This window comes from Acinetobacter sp. MD2(2019) (assembly GCF_035615615.1).
Taxonomy (GTDB): domain Bacteria; phylum Pseudomonadota; class Gammaproteobacteria; order Pseudomonadales; family Moraxellaceae; genus Acinetobacter.
On the sequence record NZ_VTDU01000022.1, the window covers coordinates 15,084 to 40,662 of the forward strand.

Below are 25,579 nucleotides of genomic sequence, written 5' to 3' on the forward strand. Positions count from 1 at the left end.
TGGTCGAGGTTTTTTTTATGGCCGTTTGCTAGATTTGGAGAACGCGATGAACTCTATTGGTAATCCTTGGCTGTATTTGGTGTTCTTTGGCATTGTTTTTATTATGCTATTGATCGATTTTTTAGGCTTTAAACAAAAAAAAGCAGCTGAAGTTCCACTTAAACAAGCGGCGTACTGGAGCATCGCTTGGGTGAGCGTTGCAATGCTCTTTGCCGCAGGTTTATGGTTTTATTTGCAACAAACAGCCAGTCTTGCACTCGCCAATCAAAAAACCATGGAATACCTAGCAGGTTATTTCTTAGAAAAATCTTTAGCGATTGATAACGTTTTTGTCTGGCTGATGATTTTTGCCGCTTTTTCTATTCCAGCGGCATTACAGCGTAAAATTTTGCTGTACGGCGTGCTTGGTGCAATTGTTTTACGTACCATTTTCATCTTTATTGGTGCATGGTTTGTGCAAGAATTCGCATGGATTTTATATATTTTTGGCGCGTTTTTGGTTTACACCGGCTTTAAATTCCTTAAAGGCCAAGAAGATGAAAATCCAAATATCGAAGACATGAAAATTTTAAAATGGCTACGCCGACATATGCGCATTACGCAAAATTTCCATGGTGAACACTTTTTTATTCGACAAAATGGCTTACTGTGGGCAACGCCGTTATTTGTGGTGCTGCTCTTGGTCGAATTTTCAGATGTCATTTTCGCTGTCGATTCTATTCCTGCCATTTTTGCGGTTACCACCGACCCATTTATTGTGTTAACTGCAAATTTAATGGCGATTTTAGGTTTACGCGCGATGTTCTTTTTATTGGCAGGTGCTGCATCTAAACTGCATTATTTGCCTTATGGCTTAGGCATTATCTTGTTATTCATTGGCTTTAAAATGTTAATGTTAGATGTGTTTCATATGCCAATTTGGATATCGCTCGGCTTTATTGTCGTGGTTTTAGCCATTACAGCTTGGCTGTCTATCCGTCATAATAAGCAACAAAATTTAGGTTAAAATCCTAAATTGAACAGCCTTTTATCTAAAAAATAAAAGGCTGAACTGATCTCTTGCATCATGCTTTACAGCTTTTCTTTTTCGCCCATAGCGAGAATGAACAGGGGATTGATGCAAGACATCTAATGTATAAAACAAAATACACTCGAAGAGAAAAAATGCGTTCTAAAAAAGTAACTCTGGCACTGGTTCCATTGCTTTTGGTTGCCTGTAGCCGGCAAGATCGTTTGGTTCAAGATGTCTATAATAATCAATATGACTGCCAAAATGATTGGAATAATGAGTTGTGTGAAACTGAATCTAGTAGTAGCAGTGGGGGACATGCATCGAGCAGGCCACATTTTGTGGGGCCTTATTATTATCTCAATAATCGCGAAGTACAATTTCAAGGCAGTACCTTACGCCCCAAACAAAATTTAAGCCTAAGACAAAGTATTATTTCGGCCACAGCCAAAAGCCATACTTCATCTAGCCCGATTCGTGGTGGTTTTGGCCGTAGCGGTTTTTCTTTTGGTGGTTAAACACTTATTTCTTCAATTTAAAAAGATCTTTAATGAAACGCAAAATATTTACGCCGCGCCCCGATTGGCAAATTGAACATCATAATATTGGCTTTGATTATTTTAACTTACCTTCAGCAGACGGCTCGATTTATTGGTCTGAAGGTATGGCCTATGAATTTACGCTACAACAAATTGAACAACTTGAAGATGCGGCCAATGAACTGCATCAAATGTGCTTGCATGTGGTGGGCGATTTAATTTTACGGGGCAATTATCCCGATTATTTTCAACTTCCAAACGCGGCAATTCCGCATATTGAACAATCTTGGCGAGAAAATTCCGCCATGCTGTATGGGCGTTTCGACTTCGCCTATAACGGCAGCCAAATTAAAATGCTCGAATACAATGCAGATACCCCAACAGGGCTACTCGAAGCATCCGTGGCACAATGGTTGTGGATTGAACAAGTGTCGGGCATTGCCAATCGAGACCAATTTAATAGTATCCATGAAGATTTAATCAAACGCTGGAAAACCATTTTACCACGTGGCAGCCATTTACATTTTGCCGCTTGCCAAGAAGCAGGACGAGAAGATTGGGGCAATTTAGAATATCTCATGGATACAGCTTATCAAGCGAATTTACAAGTTTCTGAATTGTCGATGGAAAATATTGGTTGGGATGGCAACAACTTTGTCGATTTAAAACAGCGCCCCATTCAAAACCTGTTTAAATTGTATCCGTGGGAATGGATTTTTGAAGAAGCCTTTGCGGCTCATCTTAGCCCACGCACACAATGGATTGAACCCTGTTGGAAGATGTTACTGTCCAATAAAGCCATTTTGGTTGAGCTATGGAAACGCTATCCCCAGCATCCCTTATTGCTTGAAACCCATGCGTTCGACCCACAGCAACAGCCGCGAACAGGGAAGTGGGTTAAAAAGCCGATTTTAGCCCGTGAAGGCGCGAATATTCATCTGCTCGAAAATGGTCAAGATATGGGAGCCGCTTCAGGCAGTTTTTATTTTGATGACTATGATAAATCGGGTTATGTGGTGCAAAAATGGGTGGATACGCCACTCTTTGCCGGTCAACTGCCTACATTAGGTTTATGGATGGTCGGACATCACTGTGCAGGCTTATCCATTCGTGAAGATTGTTACGACATTATTGGCAATGATGCTCACTTTGCCGCACATTATTTTGTCGAATAAGCCGCTTTTAAGTTAGATGCTGGCATCTTTAACGCGCTGCATATACCGGCTTAAACGGGTAAAGAACAGCAGTTGTAATGCCAGTGTAAACGCTGAAATACACCACTCATAAAATAAATCAAACGCGGTATTGGCCAAATTAAAGTATTGATAAATTCCCAATAAAATACCACCAAATGCAATGCCTGCAACGGTGGTTTGCATTAAAATAGGGAAAGACAATGCCGTGACACGATTTAAAAAGGCGCGACCTTCGTCCCCCCCATTGGCTTGATAAACACGTTGAATTCCCCAAAGCATCATCAATAAAGTCAATGCGGCTTCAACACCAATCACGCGAACATCCATATACGGTGAGTACATCCCATAATAATAAACCGCACTTACAACCACCGCAGCGGCAAGATAATAGTTTTTATAGTCACGTTTGGTGAGTGTCTGCTGCACCAGCGCATGCGCCAAAGCCTTCGTATTCCAAAAATACATATTGCTTACTCTTATTTGCTTTTCATTAATTACGTCTGAGTTGAGTGTACGTGAACCAGACTCAGCTTGCCATCGAAAAAAATCCGCCAAGTATTTTTCTTCATGATCGCTGCTGATTATTTTTGCAATTTGAGTGATCGTTGCGAACGAAGTGTAATCCCTCTTTTCAAGTTGCATAAATACGTTACAATCAATCGAAAAAATAAAATTTTATAGGTTTTGCTATGTCTCGCTCAACTCAACAGACCATTGTGCGTGGTCGCTTTTTAGATATTCAAGCGCTGGTGACCCAAGCCGATCAAATTGCACAAAACGTCCGTTATATTGAAGACGGCGTAATGATCATTGAAGACGGTAAAATTTGCCATTTAGGCACATGGCAAGATACTCAAAGTATGTTGGCTCAGGATGCACAAATCGAGCATTATCCAGAGCAACTGATTATTCCTGGGTTTATCGACACACATATTCATTACCCACAAACTGAAATGGTTGGGGCTTATGGCGAGCAATTGTTAAGTTGGCTGAATACCTATACCTTTCCAACCGAATTACAATTTAAAGACCCCGATTACGCAGCCAAAATTGCACAATTCTTTCTGCAAGAACTGTTAAAAAATGGCACAACCACAGCATTGGTGTTTTGTACCGTGCATCCTGAATCGGTAGATGCTTTGTTTGAAGCCGCAGAAGCCCTTCAAATGCGTTTAATCGCAGGCAAAGTGTTGATGGATCGTCATGCACCAGACGGCTTGTGTGACACGGCAGAAAGCGCCTACAGCGAATCTAAAGCGCTGATTGAGAAATGGCACGGCAAGGGCAGAGCGTTATATGCCATTACGCCACGTTTTGCACCCACCTCAACGCCCGAACAACTTGAAAAAGCAGGGCAGTTGAAACAAGAATATCCCGATGTATATGTGCATACGCATTTAAGCGAAAACAAAGATGAAATTGCGTGGGTAAAATCGTTATTCCCTGAACAAAAAGGTTATCTCGATGTTTATCATCATTATGGCTTAACCGGCGAGCGTTCGGTGTTTGCTCACTGCGTCCATTTAGAAGATGCTGAATGGCAATGTATGCACGAAACCGATTCAGCGATTGCCTTTTGCCCAACTTCCAACCTATTTTTAGGTAGCGGTTTATTTCCTTTGAAAAAAACCTGGGAAAAACAAGTTAAAGTCGGTTTAGGCACCGATATTGGCGCCGGAACCTCGTTTAGCCAACTGCAAACATTAAATGAAGCCTATAAAGTGCAGCAATTGCAAGGCGATAAACTCTCTGCGTTCGAATCGTTTTATCATGCCACTTTAGGCGGCGCCAAAGCCCTTAATTTAGACGATAAACTGGGGAACTTCGAATTAGGCAAAGAAGCCGATTTTGTCGTGCTCGACCTGAATGCCACCGCATTGCAACAATTGCGCCAGTCGAATGCCAAATCGCTTGAAGATGCGTTATTTGCTTTATTTACCATGGGAGATGATCGTAATGTCGATGCAACCTATGTGTATGGGCAAAAGGTGTATCGTAAAAACCATCAATAAAAGTTTGCGATAAAAGCTGTCTGATGCCCACTATTGATACAAACACAGCATCGATTCATCGAATGATTACATTTGTAGAAAGCAGAACAGGTGCATCGAAACTGAAATTGTTTTAAACTTTAATCAATCACTCATAAATTCGAGGTGTTGCCAGTCAACACCTTTTTTATTTTTTATTTTGGAGTTTTAGGTAGCGGCCCATGACTGTTGAAATGCGCGTAATGATCTCTGCTGATGAGATTCAAGCGAAAGTAAAATCGCTCGGTGAACAGATTAATGCATACTATGCCAATAGCGATAAAGAGCTTGTATTAATTGGATTATTACGAGGCTCAGTCATTTTTATGGCAGATCTGTGTCGTAATATTGAAAAAGCACACGAACTCGATTTTATGACCGTTTCGAGCTACGGCGGTGGTACGGTTTCAAGTCGTGATGTAAAAATTTTAAAAGATTTAGATGGCGAAATTCGTGGCAAAGATGTCTTGGTCATTGAAGATATTATCGACTCAGGCAACACCCTCAGCAAAGTGCTTGAAATTTTGCAAACCCGTCAACCCAATTCAATTCAATTGTGTACATTGGTCAGCAAACCATCGCGCCGTGAAATTGAACTCGATGTTCAGTTTTTAGGTTTTGAAGTTGAAGATCGTTTCATTGTCGGCTACGGTTTAGACTACAACCAAAAATATCGTCATTTACCGTTTATTGGCGAGATTGGTTTATAAACAACGGTTTAATGGCTGCTTAGGCAGCCATTTTTTTGCACAAAAGCACAACATAAAACAGCTCAAGCTCAAGCATTTAATACATTTTTGCCAGCATAATTCATTAAAATAGTATTTTAGAAGATTAAGACCTGTATCGGCATAAAACATCCTGCAACCCCGATGTTTTAAAACGCAACACATAAAAATTTAGCCAGCCAGGTTTTGTTTCTAAACGCAGTTACTTTCCAATAAATTAAACACCAGATCAAAAGGAGCAGCTATGGGACACTTGATTGTTACCATTTTTATTGGTTTCTTTGCCGGTTTAATTGCACGTGCATTACACCCCGGAAACGATAAAGCCGGTTTTATTGTCACCACATTACTAGGTATTGCAGGCTCACTCGTGGCCACCTATGCAGGAAGATTCCTTGGATTTTATGCTGTGGGTTCATCCGCAGGATTTATTGCCTCAATCGTTGGCGCCGTGGTGATTCTTATTCTGTATAATTTTTTCACTAAAAACGATTAAACTTGCGCAGCATGTTACACATGCTGCCTTACCAATTTGCCTGAATCTCTTCTGCCGATATTAAACCGGTTTTCATTGTTCCGTTCGGAAAAATTAATGTCGGTGTTCCAACCAAATTCAGTTTTTTTCCGAGCAACAAATTCCGATCAATGGGGTGATCACAATACTGGCTAGCATTCGGCTGCAGGTTTCTTTGTATTAAATTTTTCCACGCATACCCCCGATTCACACTACACCAAACCTGCTTAGATGGCAGCAACGACTGCGGGCGAAGCGGATACAAGAAAATATACAGCGTGACATTCTCGAGTTTGTCTAACTGTGGTTCGAGCTGCTTACAATAAGGGCAATTCGGATCTTCAAAAATCGCCAATTGATGTTGTCCATTGCCTTTAACAATCTTGATTGCATCTTGAAAGGGCAGCGTATGCCAATCAATTTTTGTGCTCGGTTCGGTTTTGATTAAATCTTGGGTTAAATTTTTCTGATCTTTCAGCCGTAGCATTTGCCCCACAAAAATATGCTTACCCGACTCATCTAAATACACAATTTGTTGATCTAACTTGGCACTATACAAACCGGCCATTTCGGTGGCTGCAATATTTTTAAAATGAAGATTTGGATATTGACTCTTCAACTGCGCATCTAATTGCGCCACATTTGCAAAAACAGATGAGGTAATGAAACCCGCACCGAATAAAGCTGCTATTTTTTTCATACATTCAACAAGGCTCAAGCAACAGACTGCAAATATTAACTGAAGCTTTAGGGTTCAACCTATGTGTGATCGGTAATTTTTTGTCATGCTGTTTCACGTGGAACATGAAACGATGAATAGCTATCGTGGCTCAAAATATTGTCATCACTCTTTTTTTAATGAATGAGTATGCTTTGCGGCAGCAGTGGGATTTCCTTCAGATTTTATTATCATCATTTTTGCAACAATAAGTCTTATTTAGAGTAATTGTAGATATTTTTGCACCAATTATACTGGCGTTATATTATACAAAGATTAGGAATATCCCATGAATGCACTACGCTACCTCAATTTTGGCTCCGCTCAACCGCTGGTTTTACTGATTGCTCGTCTTTTGTTAATTCTGCTGTTTGTCTTGTTTGGTGTGAGTAAACTGACCGGATTTACAGATACCATTCAATATATGCAAATGCTACATGCACCGCTACCAATCGTTTCTGCCGCGATTGCCGTATTTGCAGAAGTGTTTTTAGGCATTGCCATTATTGTTGGGTTTTATACGCGCCCGGCTGCGGCTTTTTTAGCGCTGTATACCATTGGTACTGCACTCATTGGACATGCCTACTGGCATGCAACTGGCGATATGACACAAGATATGAATACCAAAATTCATTTCTTTAAAAATATCAGCATTGCAGGGGGATTTTTATTATTGGCGGTAGCTGGCCCAGGTGCAATTTCTTTAGATAAAAAATAAGCTTAAAAAAAGCTGCCAACTGGCAGCTTTTCATCATTTTCCAATACAAAACGATCCAAAAATTTTCCCAAGCAAATCATCTGCACTAAAATCACCAGTAATTTCACCCAGTGCATTCTGAGCAAGTCGAAGCGATTCAGCCATTAGCTCGCCCGCTTGAAACTCGACCAACTGCACATGCGCTTCGGCCAGATACTGCTGTGTGCGCTGCATTGCGTCTAAATGGCGCGTACGTGCAATAAAGGTGTCTTCCTCTGGCTGGAAGCCTGCATGCGCTGTAATCGCATCTATGAGCGTTTGAACACCCATTTCTTGCTTGGCCGAAACCACCACATGCCGCAAACCGTTTAACTCACCCAAATTGGGATGCTGTGTGGTTAAATCACTCTTGTTAGCAATTAAAATTAACCGTTGTGGGTCGACATAATCGGCAAAATAGGTTTGTGCCAATGCCAACGGATCTTCACCTTGGCTTAAGTCATACACCAAAAGCAATAAATCGGCTTGTTCAATTTCTTTAATGGCACGGCGAATACCTTCTTTTTCAACCAGATCGCCTGTTTCTCGTAGTCCTGCAGTATCGGTTAAGGTGATGGGTAAACCATTCAAAGTCAGTTTTTCATGCAATACATCGCGTGTTGTTCCGGCAATATCGGTCACAATGGCACGTTCAACCCCGGCAAGGGCATTCAGCAGACTCGATTTGCCTGCATTGGGTTTACCCGCAATAACCACTTGCAAACCTTCACGCAATAATTGACCTTGTCGGGCAGATTGTTGCACGCCCGTAACAGACTGCTGCACATCTTCAAGTAGGGCTAAAATTTTACCATCGGCCAAAAAATCAATTTCTTCTTCAGGAAAATCTATCGCCGCTTCCACATGCAAGCGTAAATGAATCAGTTTTTCTAAAACCGCATTCACTTTGCTCGAAAATGCACCTTGTAAAGAGCGCACCGCAGAACGTGCGGCGGCTTGTGAGCTTGCATCAATTAAATCGGCAATGGCTTCGGCTTGGACTAAATCGAGCTTGCCATTTTCAAACGCACGCATTGAAAATTCACCTGCTTTGGCCGCAGTCGCACCTAAAGCCAGCAAACGGGCCAAAAGCGCATTTTGAATGACTGGGCCGCCATGCCCCTGAATCTCCACCACATCTTCCCCAGTAAACGAATGTGGATTTGGGAAACACAGAATTAAACCTTCATCTAAAACGTCGTTATCTGCCGCATAAAACTTTCGAAACCCTGCAAAGCGCGCTTGCGGCAATTGCTTTTGAGTTAAGCTTTCGGCAATGGGGTAAGCTTTGGGTCCAGACAGACGAATCACACCCACACCACCACGTCCTGGCGGCGTTGCAATGGCAGCAATGGTGGTTTGGTTTTGCATGAGGTTCACCTAACAATCAAAATTTGAAAAAAGAAAAATCCGCCTAAGATTACCATCTTAAGCGGATTTATTCAGCTTATGCCTGACGCCAAGCGCGAGACTTTAAGCTTTACCTGCAGCTTCACGTTGTTTTTTTACGCTACGACCAATGATCGATTGCTGTAAAATCGTCAAGCTGTTGTTCACAATCCAGTACAACACCAGACCCGCAGGGAAGAACAGCATAAATACCGTGAAAATAATCGGCATTAAGCGGAAAACTTTCGCTTGCATTGGGTCGGCAGGTTGTGGGTTTAACATTTGTTGAATGTACATGGTTGCACCCATCAACAATGGTAAAATAAACCATGGATCCATTGCAGATAAATCTTGAATCCAACCGAGCCAAGGCGCATGGCGAAGCTCAACGCTTTCCATTAACACCCAATATAGGGCAAGGAAAATTGGCATTTGCATGAACAATGGCAAACAACCCGATAATGGATTCACGCCTTCACGCTTATACAAGGCCATCATTTCTTGAGAGAAGCGCATACGGTCTTCACCGAACTCTTCTTTCATGCGTTGCATTTCAGGGGCAATCACACGCATTTTTGCCATTGAACGGTAACTTTTAGCCGATAATGGCCATAAAATTAACTTCACAACAATGGTAAGCAAGATGATTGACCATCCCCAGTTGCCTAAAAACTTATGGAAAGTTTCAAGACCCAAGAACAGTAATTTTGCAATTGGCCACAGCCAACCATAATCGACGGTTTGGTTTAAGCCCGTTGCTAAATCTTTCAATTCAGATTGAACTTTTGGTCCAGAATATAAGGTTGCATTCACTTCCATTGCTGTTCCAGCAGGAACATTAATTGCAGGTGAAGTAAATCCAATTACATTCATGTCTTCACCGACTTTACGCGATTGTAAAGTGGCGGTGTATGGCTGACCATTGGCTTGGGTAAGTTTTAACGTTCCAGGAATCCACGCACTAACAAAATAATGCTGAACCACTGCAATCCAACCACCTTTGGCCTGAACATTTAACTTTTCATCATTAAAATTGGTGAATTTTAACTTGTTATAATGCTCATCTGGAGTGCCCCAAGCGCCGCCTAAGTAAGTTCCAAGTTGGAAAATACCTTGACTTGATTTACCAGGATCGACCGAACTATCACGCTTTAACTGACCAAAGAATTGACCTTGCCAATTTTGACCACTGCGGTTCACGACCTTGTAATCAACACCAATTGGATACTGGCCTTGCTTGAAGGTATACGTTTTGATGATTTCTACGCCGTTTGCCGTTTTATAAACCATTGGCACACTTAAAACGTTCGCAGTTTGACCATCTACCGTGCTCGCTTTGGCATCTGCTAAAGAATAATTGGTTTTTTCAACCTCATAGGTTGGGCGACTGCCCGTACTACTGTCTGGTCCATTGGTACCAATTAAACCAGATTGAGCAACATATGTTCTTTTCGCGTCGCTTTCTAACATCACAAAAGGCTGATCACTGCCTTTAGTTTCATCGTGACTTAATAATTCAAGACGAACAACATCACCACCTTTTGGATTAATCCAAAGACGATATAAATCAGTTTGAACTGTAATCAGCTGCTGATTATTCGCTGCAGGTGCATTGTTTGATTGCGCTGTCGCAGTATTAGCCTGTGGCAGATCGGTAGATGCTTGATTATTTTGGCTATTTGGCAAATCAGCAGACACATCTTGCGATACCACTGCGGTATTCGCCTGTTGTGGAGCAGGATTATTGGCATGACCATAATCTTTTTGCCAAGCTAAAATTAGCAAATACGCGGTAACCAACATGGCACCGAGAATTGCAAATCTGGCCCATTGTTGCATAGCTATGACCCCAAGTAGTTAGAGCAGTTTTGGTTCAATAAACGTTCACGAAAAGGTACTGCAAAGTGAAACGTTTGAGAATCGATTGGCTGAAATGAAATAAAACGAATTGCTTTGACAGGTACAGGATCATACCCCGATCCACCCCACGGATGACAACGACAAATACGTTGTGTAGACAACCACACGCCATGCACAGCGCCATGCCTTTGAAGTGCTTCCAAAGCATATTGTGAACAAGTGGGAATGTAGCGACAACGTGGTCCAAGTAATGGACTAATCGCAATCTGATAAAGTCGTATCAACCAATGTAGTATACGAACCATTGGTCAGCTCTACTTTTGTGAGGTAATTATCGTATTGTTTTGAGATTTATTTGCTAGGCGATACAATTTTTGCCAAGCAAACTTTAATTGCTGATGCAATTCAGCATTAGAAATCTGTTCAATCCCTATTTTAGGCATCACTACAATATCTAATACGCCAATGCGATGCTGATGCAAGCGAAAACTCTCTCGAGCAATGCGTTTTATTCGATTTCTTTCATGTGCACGACGAACCTTTTTCTTCGCAACAACTATCCCTAAACGGCTGTTCGGCTGAATAGAAGGTTTTGCGAGAAAAAGAAAGTGGGGTTGATGCACTTTTAAAAGCGCACCATCGAACACACCTTTGTAATCTGCAGCACAACGTATTCGAACCTGTGTGCCGAAGTTATAAAGTGTCATAACACCCAAATCGCTAAAGACTTAACTATATATTATACAGTTAAGCTATGACGACCTTTAGCACGGCGACGAGCTAATACTTGACGGCCAGCTTTAGTTGCCATACGAGCACGGAAACCATGAACGCGTTTACGTTTTAATTCAGAAGGTTGGAAAGTACGTTTCATATAGAAACTCCTAAAATTGATCTATATAAAGGCTCGCGATTTTAGGGTGGATTGCTTTTATTGTCAATAAAAAACCTATTTTTTGCACTATTTCTTATAGTTTGGCTGATCTTTGCATTGATCTTCATTTTTGTTTTAGCACAATAAAAAAGAAATACTCACAAGACAAACTACTGATTTTCATATAGACTTAAACTTATAAACAACTTATCTTCAATTTTACACACAGGTTGATTAAAAACCCGTTGCAGATTTTTAAATTTGAATTTAAATTCATTTCACAAAAGATATCCACAAAATAATTCAAGCTTATAAATAAATTCAAATTTATAAATTTAAGTTTATTATTATTAGGAGCGGCTTTTTCTGTGGAATTTAACGATTTAAATTTAAAAATGAAATAGATAGCCTGTGAATATCTATGTTTTTATATTTTTTATAGATTGTGGATAACTTGATGTGTTATTTTATCCACAGGATGTGTAAAACCTTATCCACACCAGTTTTTGAATTTAAATTTAATCTGAAGAGATGTTTTTTGTTCAGATGAATTTATTTTCTTGTGACAGATGTGGATAACATGGTTAGAATGGCGACCCCTTCGCAGATGAAGGGTGTTTTTGAATTTAAATGCATATAAATTGGACTGGGGGTTCACATGCTTTGGACAGACTGCTTAAATCGCTTGCGACAAGAGCTCTCTGATAATGTCTTTGCGATGTGGATTCGACCACTGGTTGCTGAAGAACAAGAAGGGACATTACGTTTATATGCGCCGAATCCATATTGGACGCGTTATATTCAAGAACATCATTTAGAATTGATTACAATTTTAGCTGAGCAATTGTCGGAAGGCAGTGTGCGTCAAGTTGAGGTTTTAGTCGATTCTCGGCCGGGTGCAATTTTAAAAGCCAGTGAACAGCCGGCAACCACCACCGCAGCTTTGCAAACTGAAGTACCAACACGTTCTCACGCGGTGAGCGCTAAACGTGAATTGGATTCATCGACCAGTTCTACGCCCAAAACCAATAAAAAACGCCAACTGAACCCGTTATTTACTTTTTCATTATTTGTTGAAGGCCGTTCTAACCAAATGGCGGCTGAAACCTGCCGCAAAGTGCTGACTCAATTAGGGGCTTCACAGCATAATCCGTTATTTTTGTATGGCCCAACAGGTTTGGGTAAAACCCATCTAATGCAAGCTGTCGGCAATGCATTATTACAAGCCAAGCCGAATGCACGCGTGATGTATATGACGGCAGAAAGTTTTGTGCAAGATTTTGTCAGTTCCTTGCAAAAAGGCAAAGTTGAAGAGTTTAAGAAAAATTGCCGTTCTTTAGATTTGTTGTTGGTTGATGATATTCATTTATTGGCAGGTAAAGAAGCCAGTTTGGTTGAATTTTTCTATACCTTTAATGCATTACTTGATGAATCTAAACAGATTATTTTAACGTCCGATCGTTATCCCAAAGAATTAACTGAACTTGACCCACGTTTGGTGTCGCGTTTTTCTTGGGGATTGTCGGTTGGTGTTGAACCGCCAGATATTGAAACACGAATCGAAATTTTATTGAAAAAAGCTGAAAGTAGTGGCATTGATTTACCACGAAATTGTGCTTTGTTCATTGCCCAGCAAGTGGTGGCTAACGTACGTGAATTAGAAGGCGCTTTAAACAAAGTGGTGGCTATTTCGCGTTTTAAAGGCGCGGCGATTGATTTGGAAGTGGTTCGTGAATCACTGAAAGATGTCTTGGCGATTCGTGCGCGTACCATCAGCACTGAAAATATTCAGCGCGTGGTGAGTGAATATTTCCGTATTCCGTTAAAAGAATTGGTTGGACCGAAACGTACTCGAATTTATGCACGTCCACGTCAATTGGCGATGGGTTTAGCACGTGAATTAACTGGAGATAGCTTTCCAGAAATTGGGATGGGTTTTGGTGGACGCGACCATAGTACTGTGATGCATGCCTGTGAAAAAGTACAAAGCTTAAGAGAAGAAGATCCTGTATTTAATGAGGATTATAAAAATTTAATGCGTTTGCTTCAAAGTTAAATTATTGTTTTTAATGGTTTAAATTTTACATTATTCTAGCTGCTGGCATTTTAATTCAATCTTAGCATCAATGATGCATTTAGATTTTTTAAATTACAGCGCTGTGCTAGAGGCAGTCCCAAAAAAAAATCACTGCATTACTTTTGTTGAATTAAGCTGAAATGTTTTTGCTGATTTTTTGATCATAATTTACAGGTATATTCTGACTAAATTAGGTTAGAATAGTTCAAGTTTTTATTTAAGTTTAAGGGTTAGCACGTGCGTTTAAAAATCGCGAAAGAGAGTTTGTTAAATGTCCTCTCTCATGTTGTGGGTGTGGTAGAACGTCGACATACCTTAAATATTTTATCTAATGTTAAAATTCAAGCTTCTACGCAAGCCTTAACCATTACTGGCTCTGATTTAGAAGTTGAATTGGTGGCCAGCATGCCTTTTTCAGAAGGGGCGTGTTTACAAGCAGGTGAAACCACGGTCCCTGCACGCAAACTCATGGATATTTGTAAATCTTTGCCATCGGCAGCATTGATCGATTTACAAATTACCGAAGATCAGCGCTGTATTTTAAAGTCAGGCAATAGTCGTTTTGTTTTGGGTACATTGGCGGCAGAAGATTATCCGTTATTAACCACTGAAAACACCCAAGGTACGCAAGTTCAAGTGACACAGCGTGAATTAAAACGCTTATTTGAAAAAACATCGTTTGCGATGGCGGTGCAAGATGTGCGCTTTTACTTAACAGGCACATTGCTTGAAATTGATCAAAATCAATTGCGCGCAGTCACCACCGATGGCCATCGTTTGGCTTTATGTGAAACGGCAGCAACGTCTACGGCAACACAGGTGTTACAAGCCATTGTGCCACGTAAAGCAGTTGGTGAATTGCAGCGTTTATTAAGTATTGAAGATCAGCCTTTGAGTGTTTTGATTGGTCGTGAATTATTAAATGTGACCATTTTAATGCCTAATCGAGACAAAGAGCAGGGCGCGGTAACCGTTCGCTTTACTACAAAATTAATCGATGGGAAATTTCCAGATTATCGCCGTGTGATTCCACGGGGTGGCGACAAAAATGTGATGATTGCACACGATTTATTCAAGCAATCGTTACAGCGTGTGGCCATTTTAAGTAATGAAAAATTACGTGGCGTATTCTTAAATTTCTATACCGATACGTTGCAATTGCGCGCCAATAACCCTGAGCAAGATGAAGCAATTGAAGATATTGCGATTCAATATCAAGGGGAAGGGCTTGAAATGTCATTTAATGCGCAGTATTTGCTCGATGTGTTGGGTGCTTTAGATGGCGATGATGTGAGTATGGTGATGAGCGAAGCCAACCAATCAGTTTTGGTACAAGACCCAGCTTATCCTGATCAGACCTACGTGGTCATGCCGATGCGGGTTTAATTCGCATTGTCTATTTCACGTTTACATATCGAACGTGTACGCAATATTCAAACGGCTGCATTGCATCAATTGCAGCCGTTTAATGTTTTTTATGGTCAAAATGGTTCAGGCAAAACTTCGCTTTTAGAGGCAATTCATATTTTGGCGACAGGGCGTTCTTTTCGGACCCATATTCCTAAAAATTATATTCAGACACAGCAAGCGGATGCGTTAATTTTCGCACAAGCTCATCAAGAGAAAATGGGCATTCAAAAGTTTGCCACAGGCGAACAATTAATTAAGGTTAATGGTGACAGTATTGCCACGCAAGGACAACTGGCGCGTTTATTGCCATTGCAACTGATTGATCCACAAAGTACCGATTTAATTGATAACGGTGCCAAGCCAAGACGACAATTACTCGACTGGCTCATGTTCCACGTGGAACCGGATTTTTATCATGCATGGCAATATTACGCACGTGCTTTGAAACAACGAAATACCTTGCTAAAAACCAAACGCCAACCGACCTTGGCAGATTTAGAGCCGTGGAACCAAATGTTGGCTGAATATGGCGAATTGCTGCATTCTCAACGACTCAGTGTGCTACAACAATGGCAAACATTTTTCTTGCACGATTTGCAGATGTTACTGCCAGAGATTGCAGTTCAAATTGACTACCGAGCAGGCTTTCATCCCGAATTGGGCTTGGCGAATGAGTTGCAACACGCCCATAGCAAAGATGTGGAGCGGCGTTATACCGAATACGGGCCGCATCGTGCCGATTTGCGCTTTAAAACCGCCTTAGGTGATGCCGATGTGGTGTTATCTCGAGGGCAAAAAAAACTCTTGGTTATGGCGTTAAAACTGTCACAGATTGCAATGCTACATGCGAGCAACAAGGAAACTGTGGTATTATTAGATGATTTGACGGCGGAACTAGATTCGACCGCGCAGCGGCGTTTAATTGAACGTTTAAGCCAACTTGGCAGCCAAGTATTTTTAACGACTTTAGATCATGTTGCAGTGCAACAACATTTAAATGATCTGTCTATTTCTTATCAATTATTTAATGTGGACAAGGGTCAAATTCACGCTGTTGAACCCACCATTTACAACTAGGGAGTCACCATGAGTTCAGAGTCTCAACCTGCTTCTCAAACAGAACAAACCAATGAAAAGGCTTATGATTCCTCGAGTATTAAGGTATTAAGAGGTCTGGATGCTGTTCGTAAACGTCCTGGGATGTATATTGGTGATACCGATGATGGTTCAGGCTTACACCACATGGTTTTTGAGGTGGTCGATAACGCCATCGATGAAGCTTTAGCCGGGCATTGTGATGAAATTACCGTGACCATCCATGAGGATGAGTCGGTGAGTATTTCAGATAATGGTCGTGGTATCCCTACCGATATTCACCCTGAAGAAGGTGTTTCTGCGGCTGAAGTGATTTTAACCATTCTGCATGCCGGCGGTAAATTTGACGATAACAGCTATAAAGTGTCGGGCGGTTTGCATGGCGTGGGTGTGTCGGTGGTGAATGCACTATCGAGCCAATTGCAATTGACGATTCATCGTGCAGGAAAAATTCATGAGCAAGAATATCGTCATGGTGATCCACAATATCCATTAAAAGTGGTCGGTGACACCACCACAACGGGTACCCAAGTTCGCTTTTGGCCAAGTGCCGAAACCTTTAGCCAAACCATCTTTAATGTCGATATTTTAGCGCGCCGTTTACGTGAGCTTTCATTTTTGAATGCAGGGGTAAAAATTATCCTGCGTGATGAGCGAGTGAACTTTGAACATTTATATGCCTATGAAGGCGGTTTGTCTGAATTTGTAAAATATATTAACCAAGGCAAAACCCACCTCAACGAGATTTTTCACTTTACAACCCAAGCTGAAAACGGCATTGGTGTTGAAGTTGCGTTGCAGTGGAACGACAGTTATCAAGAAAATGTGCGTTGCTTTACCAACAATATTCCACAAAAAGATGGTGGAACGCATTTGGCCGGTTTCCGTGCTGCTTTAACCCGTGGCCTCAACAGTTACATGGAAAATGAAAGCTTACTCAAAAAAGAGAAAGTAGCGGTTACAGGGGATGACGCCCGCGAAGGTTTAACCGCGATTATTTCAGTTAAAGTGCCCGATCCAAAATTCTCATCGCAAACCAAAGAGAAATTGGTTTCAAGTGAAGTCAAGCCTGCGGTTGAACAGGCGATGAACAAAGAATTTTCGGCATATTTGCTAGAAAACCCGCAAGCGGCAAAATCAATTGCAGGTAAAATTATTGATGCAGCGCGTGCGCGTGATGCAGCACGTAAAGCCCGTGAAATGACGCGTCGTAAAAATGCTCTAGATATTGCAGGTTTACCGGGTAAATTGGCCGATTGCCAAGAAAAAGATCCGGCATTATCTGAACTTTACTTGGTCGAGGGTGACTCGGCAGGTGGTTCTGCGAAGCAAGGGCGTAACCGTAAAATGCAGGCGATTTTGCCATTGAAAGGTAAAATCTTAAACGTGGAACGTGCCCGTTTTGACAAAATGATTTCAAGCCAAGAAGTCGGTACGCTCATTACTGCACTTGGTTGTGGTATTGGTCGTGAAGAATATAACCCAGACAAACTGCGTTATCATAAAATCATTATTATGACCGATGCCGATGTGGATGGTTCACACATTCGTACTTTGCTGTTAACGTTCTTCTTCCGTCAAATGCCGGAATTGGTGGAACGCGGTTATATCTATATTGCTCAGCCGCCGCTATATAAGCTGAAAAAAGGCAAAAATGAGCAATATATTAAAGATAATGATGCACTCGAAACCTATTTAATTTCCAATGCGATTGATGAGCTTGGCTTGCACATTAGCGCAGAAGCGCCGGCGATTTCAGGCACCGCTTTAGCCAAAGTGATTGAAGATTATCAAGTGTCGCAAAAAAGTTTAACGCGTTTAACGCAGCGTTATCCGGCAAGTTTACTTGATGGTTTGCTTGAACTTGAGCATTTTAAAATTGATCAAAATCAAGATGAAGCTTATGTACAGGCTTGGGCTGAACAATTACAAAATGCAATTGTGAAACTACAGCCAAGCTTGCGCCCTGAAATTTCGTTAGAGCGTTTTGAAACCGAAGCTGAAGATGGTGAGAAATCGGCACATTATTGGCCACGTATTACGATATATGTGCACAATTTGCCGCATCATTATTTACTCGATTCTGGTTTGCTTAACTCGGCCGAGTATGCGCGCTTACTGAAAAACTCAAAAAGTTGGTTTACTTTGCTGGAAGACGGTGCGTATTTGCAAAAAGGTGAGCGCAAGATTCAAGTTGCGAACTTCCATCAAGTGTGGCAACACATTTTGCAAGATTCACGCCGCGGCATGATGATTCAGCGCTATAAAGGTTTGGGTGAGATGAACGCCGAGCAGTTATGGGAAACCACCATGGATCCTGAAAATCGTAATATGCTGCAAGTCACCATTGATGATGCGATTGAAGCAGACCGCATGTTCTCTTGCTTAATGGGCGATGATGTTGAACCACGTCGTGCCTTTATTGAAGAAAATGCGTTAAATGCCGATATTGACGCTTAAATGAAATATTAAAAAAGCATCCTTCGGGATGCTTTTTTATTTTAACCAAATAGTTTTAACGTATTGCCAAAGCCGTAGCCGACACCAATCAAAAGCGCAATCCAGATAAACGCACCAATAATATTATAGGTTAAAAATAATAAGTAATTCATATGGCTAGAACCCGCTGCAAACGGTGCAAACGAGCGTGCAAAAGGAATAAAACGCGCCAATAAAATGGTTTTTCCGCCATGACGAGCAAAATAGTCGTGGGTTTTATATAAATATTCTTGTTTAATGAAACGAGATTTCACCATTAATACACGACTGCCAAATCGTCTGCCAATATGATAATTCACCAGATAACCCAGTGTGGCAGAAATAAATAGCAGTCCAATCATATGACTGACTTGTAAAATATCGGAAGTCGCACACAATGCCCCAACGGCCAGTAATAGACTATCCCCAGGCAGAAAAAACATAAAAATAAACGCGGTTTCAGCAAAAATAATTAAAAATAAAATCGCATAAATCCACATCCCATAATCTTGTAATAAAATGGGGAGGTATTGCTCAAAACTCATTAAAAAATCAAGAAAATCCATTCGATGGCAACAATCCTAACAAGGGTATTTGACTGACATGGCGGCAGTCTTGCAAGACAATCATTGATCTTTTCGTACCAACAAGATTCATTGAGATCTGTACCGAAGTATAGCGAGCTTCATTTGATTGCTCAATGTACTGTCGATTCTTTCGATAAATGTATCAAAATATTTGATTTTGTTCAGTTGTATTGATGTGCTGTGCTTTCTACCGAATATGAGTTGAACGCTGTTTGCGCTAGCCATAGCTTAAATCAGAACACAAAAACGTCATCTCGATAAATAAAACGATAAATAAAAAGCCACTCAAGGATAATCTTGAATGGCTTTTCAAATGTTAACTCATTGCCGATTTAGTCTTCAAAAGAGGCTTCGAGTTCCTCTAATTCCATCATTAACTCAAGCAATTGTTCTTCTGCTTGAGCCAGTTTGGCTTTAAGCTCAGTTTGTTCATTCATGATTTTAAGTAAATCGTCTTTACGGTTGGCCTCGTATAAAGCGCTATCGCCAAGTAAAAGTTCAATTTCGGCCAAGCGAGGTTGTAGCTTGGCAATTTGCGCTTCAATTTTTTCAATATTTTTGCGAATCGGGCGGCTGAGTTCACGTTGACGCGCAGCTTCTTTACGCTGTGCTTCTTTATCCAGTTTTGAAATGGTTGGTGTTGCCACCACTTGAGATTTAACCGGTGCAGCAGGTTGCTGTCCATTTTTCATCATATCTATACGGGCTTGGCGTAACCAATCGGCATAGGCGGCTAAGTCACCGTCAAATTCACGACTGCGTCCGCCATGCACTAAAATTAGCTCATCACAAACACTGGCAATTAATTGACGTTCGTGTGAAACCAAAACCACTGCACCTTCAAAATCTTGCAGTGCCATGGTTAAGGCATGGCGCATATCAAGGTCTAAATGGTTGGTTGGTTCATCCAGAATTAACACATTCGGGCGTTTCCACACAATTAATGCCAATGCAAGGCGGGCACGTTCACCACCTGAAAAGCTTTCGCTTGGCGTATCCATACGTTCGCCACTAAAACCAAAACTGCCTAAAAACGAACGTAAGCTGGCTTCACTGATTTTTTTGTCGGCAATACGTGCCAATTGTAACATTGGGCTGGCATTGCCATCTAAGGCATCCATTTGGTGCTGAGCAAAATAACCAATATTGAGTAATTCGGAATCTTTGCGTGTGCCTTGCAGTAATTTTAAATCACCGACTAAGGATTTAATCAGCGTCGATTTACCGGCACCGTTCATGCCCAATAAGCCAATACGGCTGGTTGGGGTAATTTGTAGGTTGACATTGGTGACAATCAGTTTATCGCCATAACCAATATCGGCACTTTCCAGCTCGAGTAATGGCGAACTCATTTTGCTTGGTTCACGGAAGGAGAAGGTAAATGGCGTATCCACATGCGCGGCCGACAGTTCCTGCATGCGCTCCAACTGTTTAATTCGGCTTTGCGCTTGTTTGGCTTTGGTGGCTTGTGCTTTAAATCGGTCGATATATTTTTGCAAATGCGCGCGCGTGGCCAGCTGTTTTTCATAGGCTTGTTGTTGTTGTGCCAAGCGTTCGCTACGGGTGCGCTCAAAAGTTGAATAATTGCCGGTATACAGCGTTAATTCTTGGTTTTCGATATGCAAAATATGATCGGTAATCGCATCTAAGAAATCGCGGTCATGTGAAATCAGCACCAACGTGCCCGCGTAGGCTTTTAACCAATCTTCAAGCCATAAAATCGCATCTAAATCTAAATGGTTGGTCGGTTCATCCAGTAATAATAAATCGGAACGGCTCATCAGGGTGCGCGCCAAATTCAAACGCATCCGCCAACCGCCTGAGAAGCTCGACACATCGAGTTGCGATTGATGTTCAAAGAAACCCAACCCGGCCATGAGTTGTGAAGCTTTGGCAGGTGCAGAATAACCGCTAATTTCATCAAAACGGCCGTAAAGCGTGGCTAGATCGTGGTCGTTAAATTCTTCAGGATGATCCAACTTTTGTTGAATACTCCAATATTCCTCATCCCCCGATAACACAAAATCAATTGCCTTCATATCCAGCGCTTCAATTTCTTGCGCCATATGTGCCACCGTCCACACATTGGGACGGGTCAGACTGCCGGTGTCGGACTCCATACCACCCAAAAGCGCAGAAAATAAGGTCGATTTACCTGCGCCGTTCACACCGGTTAAGCCAATTTTCCAACCTGGATGAAGCTGCATCGAGGCTTTTTGGAATAAAACACGACCGCCGCGACGGATGCTCAGTTGATCAAGTTGAATCATAGGGGGAGTCTAAATACTTTAAAGTTGCTGCATTTTAATCGGGATTGTCGGTGAATACCAAACTCATCCGAAAAATCGTCAAGATTTTTACTCGCTTTTGAAATGCGCAAGATTTACCCCCATAAAGATTGTGTTATAATTTTTGATTGAATTTTGCCGTTTGGCAACGAAGATTTTAAGGAATGCCCATCATGAATGCTCAAGCTTTAGAGATTACAGATAATGCTGCTAAAAAAGTGCGCCAACTTCGTGACAGTGAAGGCAACCAAGAGTTGATGTTGCGTGTTTATGTAACGGGCGGTGGTTGTTCAGGTTTTTCTTATGGCTTTAATTTTGCCGACAGTGCCAATGAAGATGATGCCGCTTTTGAAAATGGCGATGTGAAAATGTTGGTCGATGCGCTGAGCTACCAATATTTAGTCGGTTCGGTGGTTGATTATATTGAAGGTTTAGAAGGTTCGCGTTTTATTGTGACTAATCCGAATGCCACAACAACGTGTGGTTGTGGTTCATCTTTTTCGATTTAAAGATCAAATGAAAAATGCCGAATGATTGATGATTCGGCATTTTTTTCAGTTGAGCTTACACTTGCCAGTCATTTTCCTATTCCAAGGTTTCTAAAACATAAATTCCATAAATAGCAGCACAAGCAGAACACATAAAAAACCGCTAAAATGACAAATATGCTATTCACTATTTCTAATAAAAAAATACCTATTTTATAGTTGTATGCACTATAAATTAGGTTAAGTAGCCCTCTATGATGAGAGTGATGTGAATCTTGTTCTTCAGGAAAGCTGATATTTTCCTCTGAGAAAAAAAGAAAAATAATGCCTATAGAAACGAGCAGCATTGCAATAGCTGAAAAAAAAGGTGATTGTTTAAATCTTTCTTTCCAAGATAATTCTGTAGATGTATTTAAAGACTCTTCAGATAGAATGCATTCGTAAAATTCTTTTTGGAAGTTTAAGCCAAGCCCTATTTTTCGCAATTTTGGAAATATGTAGAATAAAAAAATGAACGCTAAAACAAGGGTTAAATAGACGCGCGTCAACACACTAAAATAGGGTAAAGGGCCGTTGGTTCCAACAATAATACCTAAGTTATGTGTGATGTATTGATATAACTTCATTTCCCAAATTGTTTTTGCGTGGTCTGGAAAGATAAAAAAAGGCACAACGAAAATACAGATGAGAATAAATAAAACGTTCTTTTTATCTTTAATCAAATAGGTTATATCTAGTTTTTGATTCATGCTAAGTACTCTAGCCACTTGAAAAAATAGCGGTTTAATCACCATAAATATGAAATTATGGTGATTTTTAAAAGTCTTATTTTACGTAATAGCGGTAATTGTCCCCAAAACTCTTAAACCTGTTGCCCCTGTAACCGCAGGCAAATTGCCACTTTGCTGATGCATAAAGCGCATGGCCAGCCAAGCAAAGGCTGTCGCTTCCACCCACGTTGGCGCTAAACCAAGCACATCGGTCGATTGCACCGACCAATGGTGTTTACGCAAACGCCAACGCAGTTGTTCTAATACATGTGAATTATACGCACCGCCACCACAGACATAGACTTCGCCGTTTTCTAAACCAGAACGATAAATGGCTTTTTGAATGGCGCGTACGGTCAGTTTGGCTAAGGTGGCTTGAATATTTTCTGGCGTGTCTTCTAATTCTTGATAAGTCACATCATTGCGCCAATCTATCAGCTGATCATCCAGCCAATCTAAATTAAAATCTTCACGTCCGGTGCTTTTAGGTGGCTCTTTCGAGAAAAACTCATGCTCATATAAGCGATCCATCAACGAACGAATGGGCGTACCGTATGCGGCCCAATCACCATTTTCATCATAAGGGTGTCCGGTATAACGCTCGCACCATGCATCCATTAAAAGATTGGCAGGGCCAGTATCGAAACCATAAACCGTTTCTGGTGTGTTGGCGGGCAAAATACTGACATTGGCAATTCCCCCTAAATTTAAGATAACACGGTCAATGGTGGGATGCTGAAATAAGGCTTGATGAAAGGCAGGAACAAGCGGCGCACCTTGACCACCGGCGGCCATGTCACGACGTCTAAAGTCAGAAATCACCGGCAGTTGGGTTATTTCACTAATCAAATTCGGATCGCCAATTTGTAAGGTAAACCCTTGTGCAGGACGATGGCGAATGGTTTGCCCATGACTCCCAATGGCTTTAATTGTGTTGCGATCTAATTGGTGGTCATCAATCAGTTGGTTAATGCCATGACCAATCATTTTTGCTAGCGCTACATCGGCTTTGCCCATCCGATCAATTTCGTTATCACCGGGTAAGGTTAATGCCATTAATTCGTCTTGAAGGTCTGGATCGAACGGAACCGTTAACGTTGCATGGAGCTGTAGCGGATGAAAAGAAGCCGCCACAATATCGACGCCGTCCATACTTGTTCCCGTCATTACCCCAATATAGATCTCTGACATGTGCAACAAAGCCTGCAATATGCTGAAAAAGTGTTAGTATATCGCACAAATTGAATAACTGATGTGTTTGGATTTTGTGATGTCAAATTTCTTACCTGCTGAAGAACAGCTTGCCCTAATCCAACGTGGCACGCATGAAATTATCTCTCAAGAAGATTTACTTAAAAAACTGAAACAGAACCGCCCGCTTAAAATTAAAGCGGGCTTTGACCCAACTGCGCCTGACTTACATTTAGGCCATACTGTTCTGATTAACAAACTCAAAACCTTTCAAGATTTAGGCCACGAGGTTTATTTCTTAATTGGTGACTACACCGCCATGATTGGTGACCCAACTGGCAAAAGCGCAACGCGTCCGCCGTTATCGCGCGAGCAAGTATTGGAAAATGCCAAAACCTATCAAGAACAAGTGTTTAAAATTTTAGATCCGCAAAAAACCAAAGTGGTGTTTAACTCAGAATGGTTTGCGCAAAAAACTGCGGCAGACTTAATTCAATTGGCATCACAGCAAACGGTTGCGCGCATGCTTGAACGTGATGATTTCACTAAGCGCTATAACAACCAACAACCAATTGCCATTCACGAATTTTTGTATCCATTGGTACAAGGTTATGACTCGGTGGCGTTAGAAGCTGACGTTGAATTGGGTGGTACAGACCAAACCTTCAACTTGTTGATGGGCCGTACCTTACAAGGACGTTACAACCAAGAAGCGCAAGTGTGTATTACTGTGCCAATTCTTGAAGGTTTAGATGGCGTCAATAAAATGTCTAAATCTTTAGGCAACTATATTGGTGTATTTGATGCACCTGGCGCAATTTATCAAAAAATCTTGTCGATGCCAGACAGCTTAATCGAACGTTATTTCGATTTGCTCAGCTTTAAAACCGTTGAAGAAATTCAAGTGCTGTTAAAAGAAATGGCAGAAGGGCGTAATCCACAAGAAATTAAGCGTATTTTAGCGCTTGAATTGGTGGAGCGTTTCCATGATGCCGAAGCGGCTGCCAATGCCCATAAAGGTGCAGGTAACATTATTACCGAAGGTGAATTACCCGAAGGTACGCCAGAAGTCACCATTTCACGGGGGCAATTCGGTGGTGAAATGTTTATTGCCTCTATTGTGCGTGAAGCGGGCTTAGCCAAAAATGCCGCTGGTGCAAAAGACGCCGTGGCCCGTGGTGCGGTAAAAGTCGACTGGAATGTGGTAGATGCAAGCTACTCAGTCAAAGAAAACGGCACTTTAATTATTCAATCGGGTAAAAAAGCCATCGCAAAAGTAACATTTACCGATTAATACGGAAAATTTTTTGAAAAATTAGGGCAATCGATAAAAAGATTGCCTTTTTGTGCGAAAAATGCAGAAAAAACCAACAAAAAACAGCAAAAAGCCTAAAAAACATTCGCTCAAACAGAAACAATGAAAAAAAGTGTTGTGTTGGGATGGGAATGCTGTAGAATGCACATCCATCGGCGGTGATGAGAAATAAAACTTGTTGATAAACAGTTAGTTAGCACGAAGTGTTGGTTTTTGGGTTTATCGAATAAGTTAAAAAATATTTCAAATTACTAGTTGACTTTCTTTTGAAAGAGAGTAGAATGGCC

24 protein-coding genes are annotated in these 25,579 nt (G+C 41.3%); 13 read left to right on the top strand and 11 right to left on the bottom strand.

Annotation, left to right across the window (positions count from 1 at the left end):
- Nucleotides 1-46: 46 nt before the first annotated feature.
- The 3 genes from I2F62_RS10780 (at nucleotide 47) to I2F62_RS10790 (ending at nucleotide 2,723) form a co-directional block, all read left to right on the top strand.
- Entirely contained in the window at nucleotides 47-1,006 is a 960-nt protein-coding gene (locus I2F62_RS10780) for a TerC family protein (RefSeq protein ID WP_324627016.1), read from the top strand.
- Nucleotides 1,007-1,164: 158 nt separating this feature from the next.
- Nucleotides 1,165-1,527, top strand: a complete 363-nt coding sequence (locus I2F62_RS10785) for a hypothetical protein (RefSeq protein WP_324627017.1) — start codon at nucleotides 1,165-1,167, stop codon at nucleotides 1,525-1,527.
- Nucleotides 1,528-1,559: 32 nt separating this feature from the next.
- Nucleotides 1,560-2,723: a glutathionylspermidine synthase family protein gene (locus I2F62_RS10790; protein ID WP_324627018.1), complete on the top strand. Its 1,164-nt coding sequence runs from the start codon at nucleotides 1,560-1,562 to the stop codon at nucleotides 2,721-2,723.
- A gap of 12 nt (nucleotides 2,724-2,735) precedes the next feature.
- Here I2F62_RS10790 and I2F62_RS10795 read toward each other — a convergent pair whose 3' ends face one another.
- A complete protein-coding gene (locus tag I2F62_RS10795) occupies nucleotides 2,736-3,209 on the bottom strand; it encodes a hypothetical protein (RefSeq protein WP_324627019.1) in 474 nt (157 codons plus the stop codon).
- A 224-nt stretch (nucleotides 3,210-3,433) separates the two neighbouring features.
- On the opposite strand from I2F62_RS10795, the gene guaD reads away from it, so the two are divergent.
- The 3 genes from guaD to I2F62_RS10810 all read left to right on the top strand — a co-directional run bounded on the left by guaD (nucleotide 3,434) and on the right by I2F62_RS10810 (nucleotide 5,998).
- On the top strand, nucleotides 3,434-4,756 hold the full coding sequence (guaD, locus tag I2F62_RS10800) for a guanine deaminase (RefSeq protein ID WP_324627020.1): 1,323 nt from the start codon (nucleotides 3,434-3,436) through the stop codon (nucleotides 4,754-4,756).
- 200 nt (nucleotides 4,757-4,956) lie between these two features.
- Complete coding sequence (gene hpt / locus I2F62_RS10805) at nucleotides 4,957-5,484, top strand: hypoxanthine phosphoribosyltransferase (RefSeq protein ID WP_324627021.1); 528 nt, start codon at nucleotides 4,957-4,959, stop codon at nucleotides 5,482-5,484.
- Between the two features lie 262 nt (nucleotides 5,485-5,746).
- Nucleotides 5,747-5,998 carry a GlsB/YeaQ/YmgE family stress response membrane protein gene (locus I2F62_RS10810; RefSeq protein WP_324627022.1) on the top strand — a complete coding sequence of 84 codons (252 nt, stop codon included), beginning with the start codon at nucleotides 5,747-5,749 and terminating at the stop codon, nucleotides 5,996-5,998.
- A gap of 28 nt (nucleotides 5,999-6,026) precedes the next feature.
- Here the strand turns inward: I2F62_RS10810 and I2F62_RS10815 are convergent, their stop codons facing one another.
- On the bottom strand, nucleotides 6,027-6,716 hold the full coding sequence (locus I2F62_RS10815) for a DsbC family protein (protein WP_324627023.1): 690 nt from the start codon (nucleotides 6,714-6,716) through the stop codon (nucleotides 6,027-6,029).
- A 307-nt stretch (nucleotides 6,717-7,023) separates the two neighbouring features.
- Here I2F62_RS10815 and I2F62_RS10820 point away from each other — a divergent pair, with 307 nt between their 5' ends.
- A complete protein-coding gene (locus tag I2F62_RS10820) occupies nucleotides 7,024-7,452 on the top strand; it encodes a DoxX family protein (protein WP_324627024.1) in 429 nt (142 codons plus the stop codon).
- Nucleotides 7,453-7,485: 33 nt separating this feature from the next.
- Here I2F62_RS10820 and mnmE read toward each other — a convergent pair whose 3' ends face one another.
- The 5 genes from mnmE to rpmH form a co-directional block, all read right to left on the bottom strand.
- On the bottom strand, nucleotides 7,486-8,841 hold the full coding sequence (gene mnmE, locus I2F62_RS10825; RefSeq protein ID WP_324627025.1) for a tRNA uridine-5-carboxymethylaminomethyl(34) synthesis GTPase MnmE: 1,356 nt from the start codon (nucleotides 8,839-8,841) through the stop codon (nucleotides 7,486-7,488).
- 102 nt (nucleotides 8,842-8,943) lie between these two features.
- A complete protein-coding gene (yidC, locus tag I2F62_RS10830) occupies nucleotides 8,944-10,698 on the bottom strand; it encodes a membrane protein insertase YidC (RefSeq protein WP_324627026.1) in 1,755 nt (584 codons plus the stop codon).
- 2 nt (nucleotides 10,699-10,700) lie between these two features.
- The gene (yidD, locus tag I2F62_RS10835) at nucleotides 10,701-11,024 is read right to left on the bottom strand and encodes a membrane protein insertion efficiency factor YidD (protein ID WP_324627027.1); all 324 of its coding nucleotides are present in this window, start codon (nucleotides 11,022-11,024) and stop codon (nucleotides 10,701-10,703) included.
- 9 nt (nucleotides 11,025-11,033) lie between these two features.
- Nucleotides 11,034-11,426 (bottom strand): ribonuclease P protein component, encoded by a 393-nt coding sequence (gene rnpA / locus I2F62_RS10840; protein WP_324627028.1) that lies wholly within the window; start codon nucleotides 11,424-11,426, stop codon nucleotides 11,034-11,036.
- 32 nt (nucleotides 11,427-11,458) lie between these two features.
- Nucleotides 11,459-11,593, bottom strand: coding sequence for a 50S ribosomal protein L34 (gene rpmH, locus I2F62_RS10845; protein WP_000831329.1), 135 nt, complete (start codon nucleotides 11,591-11,593; stop codon nucleotides 11,459-11,461).
- A gap of 658 nt (nucleotides 11,594-12,251) precedes the next feature.
- On the opposite strand from rpmH, the gene dnaA reads away from it, so the two are divergent.
- From dnaA to gyrB, 4 genes are all read left to right on the top strand, one after another.
- Nucleotides 12,252-13,649 carry a chromosomal replication initiator protein DnaA gene (dnaA, locus tag I2F62_RS10850; RefSeq protein ID WP_324627029.1) on the top strand — a complete coding sequence of 466 codons (1,398 nt, stop codon included), beginning with the start codon at nucleotides 12,252-12,254 and terminating at the stop codon, nucleotides 13,647-13,649.
- 258 nt (nucleotides 13,650-13,907) lie between these two features.
- The gene (gene dnaN, locus I2F62_RS10855; RefSeq protein ID WP_324627030.1) at nucleotides 13,908-15,056 is read left to right on the top strand and encodes a DNA polymerase III subunit beta; all 1,149 of its coding nucleotides are present in this window, start codon (nucleotides 13,908-13,910) and stop codon (nucleotides 15,054-15,056) included.
- 6 nt (nucleotides 15,057-15,062) lie between these two features.
- Nucleotides 15,063-16,157, top strand: a complete 1,095-nt coding sequence (gene recF / locus I2F62_RS10860; protein WP_324627031.1) for a DNA replication/repair protein RecF — start codon at nucleotides 15,063-15,065, stop codon at nucleotides 16,155-16,157.
- A gap of 9 nt (nucleotides 16,158-16,166) precedes the next feature.
- Nucleotides 16,167-18,635, top strand: a complete 2,469-nt coding sequence (gene gyrB, locus I2F62_RS10865; RefSeq protein ID WP_324627032.1) for a DNA topoisomerase (ATP-hydrolyzing) subunit B — start codon at nucleotides 16,167-16,169, stop codon at nucleotides 18,633-18,635.
- Nucleotides 18,636-18,676: 41 nt separating this feature from the next.
- On the opposite strand, the gene I2F62_RS10870 is transcribed toward gyrB, so the two are convergent.
- Nucleotides 18,677-19,219, bottom strand: a complete 543-nt coding sequence (locus I2F62_RS10870; RefSeq protein ID WP_324627033.1) for a VTT domain-containing protein — start codon at nucleotides 19,217-19,219, stop codon at nucleotides 18,677-18,679.
- 353 nt (nucleotides 19,220-19,572) lie between these two features.
- Complete coding sequence (locus I2F62_RS10875; RefSeq protein WP_324627034.1) at nucleotides 19,573-21,510, bottom strand: ATP-binding cassette domain-containing protein; 1,938 nt, start codon at nucleotides 21,508-21,510, stop codon at nucleotides 19,573-19,575.
- A 191-nt stretch (nucleotides 21,511-21,701) separates the two neighbouring features.
- Here I2F62_RS10875 and erpA point away from each other — a divergent pair, with 191 nt between their 5' ends.
- Nucleotides 21,702-22,037: an iron-sulfur cluster insertion protein ErpA gene (erpA, locus tag I2F62_RS10880; protein WP_324627035.1), complete on the top strand. Its 336-nt coding sequence runs from the start codon at nucleotides 21,702-21,704 to the stop codon at nucleotides 22,035-22,037.
- 68 nt (nucleotides 22,038-22,105) lie between these two features.
- Here erpA and I2F62_RS10885 read toward each other — a convergent pair whose 3' ends face one another.
- The gene (locus I2F62_RS10885; RefSeq protein WP_324627036.1) at nucleotides 22,106-22,765 is read right to left on the bottom strand and encodes a hypothetical protein; all 660 of its coding nucleotides are present in this window, start codon (nucleotides 22,763-22,765) and stop codon (nucleotides 22,106-22,108) included.
- Between the two features lie 81 nt (nucleotides 22,766-22,846).
- Complete coding sequence (locus tag I2F62_RS10890; RefSeq protein ID WP_324627037.1) at nucleotides 22,847-23,977, bottom strand: anhydro-N-acetylmuramic acid kinase; 1,131 nt, start codon at nucleotides 23,975-23,977, stop codon at nucleotides 22,847-22,849.
- Nucleotides 23,978-24,038: 61 nt separating this feature from the next.
- Here I2F62_RS10890 and tyrS point away from each other — a divergent pair, with 61 nt between their 5' ends.
- Complete coding sequence (gene tyrS, locus I2F62_RS10895) at nucleotides 24,039-25,271, top strand: tyrosine--tRNA ligase (RefSeq protein WP_324627038.1); 1,233 nt, start codon at nucleotides 24,039-24,041, stop codon at nucleotides 25,269-25,271.
- Nucleotides 25,272-25,579 lie beyond the last annotated feature (308 nt).

What these genes read in the sequence shown, in the direction of transcription:
- I2F62_RS10780 (WP_324627016.1), top strand. Translation starts at nt 47, where the DNA reads ATGAACTCTATTGGTAATCCTTGGCTGTATTTGGTGTTCTTTGGCATT.
- I2F62_RS10785 (WP_324627017.1), top strand. Translation starts at nt 1,165, where the DNA reads ATGCGTTCTAAAAAAGTAACTCTGGCACTGGTTCCATTGCTTTTGGTT.
- I2F62_RS10790 (WP_324627018.1), top strand. Translation starts at nt 1,560, where the DNA reads ATGAAACGCAAAATATTTACGCCGCGCCCCGATTGGCAAATTGAACAT.
- I2F62_RS10795 (WP_324627019.1), bottom strand. Translation starts at nt 3,209, where the DNA reads ATGTATTTTTGGAATACGAAGGCTTTGGCGCATGCGCTGGTGCAGCAG.
- guaD (WP_324627020.1), top strand. Translation starts at nt 3,434, where the DNA reads ATGTCTCGCTCAACTCAACAGACCATTGTGCGTGGTCGCTTTTTAGAT.
- hpt (WP_324627021.1), top strand. Translation starts at nt 4,957, where the DNA reads ATGACTGTTGAAATGCGCGTAATGATCTCTGCTGATGAGATTCAAGCG.
- I2F62_RS10810 (WP_324627022.1), top strand. Translation starts at nt 5,747, where the DNA reads ATGGGACACTTGATTGTTACCATTTTTATTGGTTTCTTTGCCGGTTTA.
- I2F62_RS10815 (WP_324627023.1), bottom strand. Translation starts at nt 6,716, where the DNA reads ATGAAAAAAATAGCAGCTTTATTCGGTGCGGGTTTCATTACCTCATCT.
- I2F62_RS10820 (WP_324627024.1), top strand. Translation starts at nt 7,024, where the DNA reads ATGAATGCACTACGCTACCTCAATTTTGGCTCCGCTCAACCGCTGGTT.
- mnmE (WP_324627025.1), bottom strand. Translation starts at nt 8,841, where the DNA reads ATGCAAAACCAAACCACCATTGCTGCCATTGCAACGCCGCCAGGACGT.
- yidC (WP_324627026.1), bottom strand. Translation starts at nt 10,698, where the DNA reads ATGCAACAATGGGCCAGATTTGCAATTCTCGGTGCCATGTTGGTTACC.
- yidD (WP_324627027.1), bottom strand. Translation starts at nt 11,024, where the DNA reads ATGGTTCGTATACTACATTGGTTGATACGACTTTATCAGATTGCGATT.
- rnpA (WP_324627028.1), bottom strand. Translation starts at nt 11,426, where the DNA reads ATGACACTTTATAACTTCGGCACACAGGTTCGAATACGTTGTGCTGCA.
- rpmH (WP_000831329.1), bottom strand. Translation starts at nt 11,593, where the DNA reads ATGAAACGTACTTTCCAACCTTCTGAATTAAAACGTAAACGCGTTCAT.
- dnaA (WP_324627029.1), top strand. Translation starts at nt 12,252, where the DNA reads ATGCTTTGGACAGACTGCTTAAATCGCTTGCGACAAGAGCTCTCTGAT.
- gyrB (WP_324627032.1), top strand. Translation starts at nt 16,167, where the DNA reads ATGAGTTCAGAGTCTCAACCTGCTTCTCAAACAGAACAAACCAATGAA.
- I2F62_RS10870 (WP_324627033.1), bottom strand. Translation starts at nt 19,219, where the DNA reads ATGGATTTTCTTGATTTTTTAATGAGTTTTGAGCAATACCTCCCCATT.
- I2F62_RS10875 (WP_324627034.1), bottom strand. Translation starts at nt 21,510, where the DNA reads ATGATTCAACTTGATCAACTGAGCATCCGTCGCGGCGGTCGTGTTTTA.
- erpA (WP_324627035.1), top strand. Translation starts at nt 21,702, where the DNA reads ATGAATGCTCAAGCTTTAGAGATTACAGATAATGCTGCTAAAAAAGTG.
- I2F62_RS10885 (WP_324627036.1), bottom strand. Translation starts at nt 22,765, where the DNA reads ATGAATCAAAAACTAGATATAACCTATTTGATTAAAGATAAAAAGAAC.
- I2F62_RS10890 (WP_324627037.1), bottom strand. Translation starts at nt 23,977, where the DNA reads ATGTCAGAGATCTATATTGGGGTAATGACGGGAACAAGTATGGACGGC.
- tyrS (WP_324627038.1), top strand. Translation starts at nt 24,039, where the DNA reads ATGTGTTTGGATTTTGTGATGTCAAATTTCTTACCTGCTGAAGAACAG.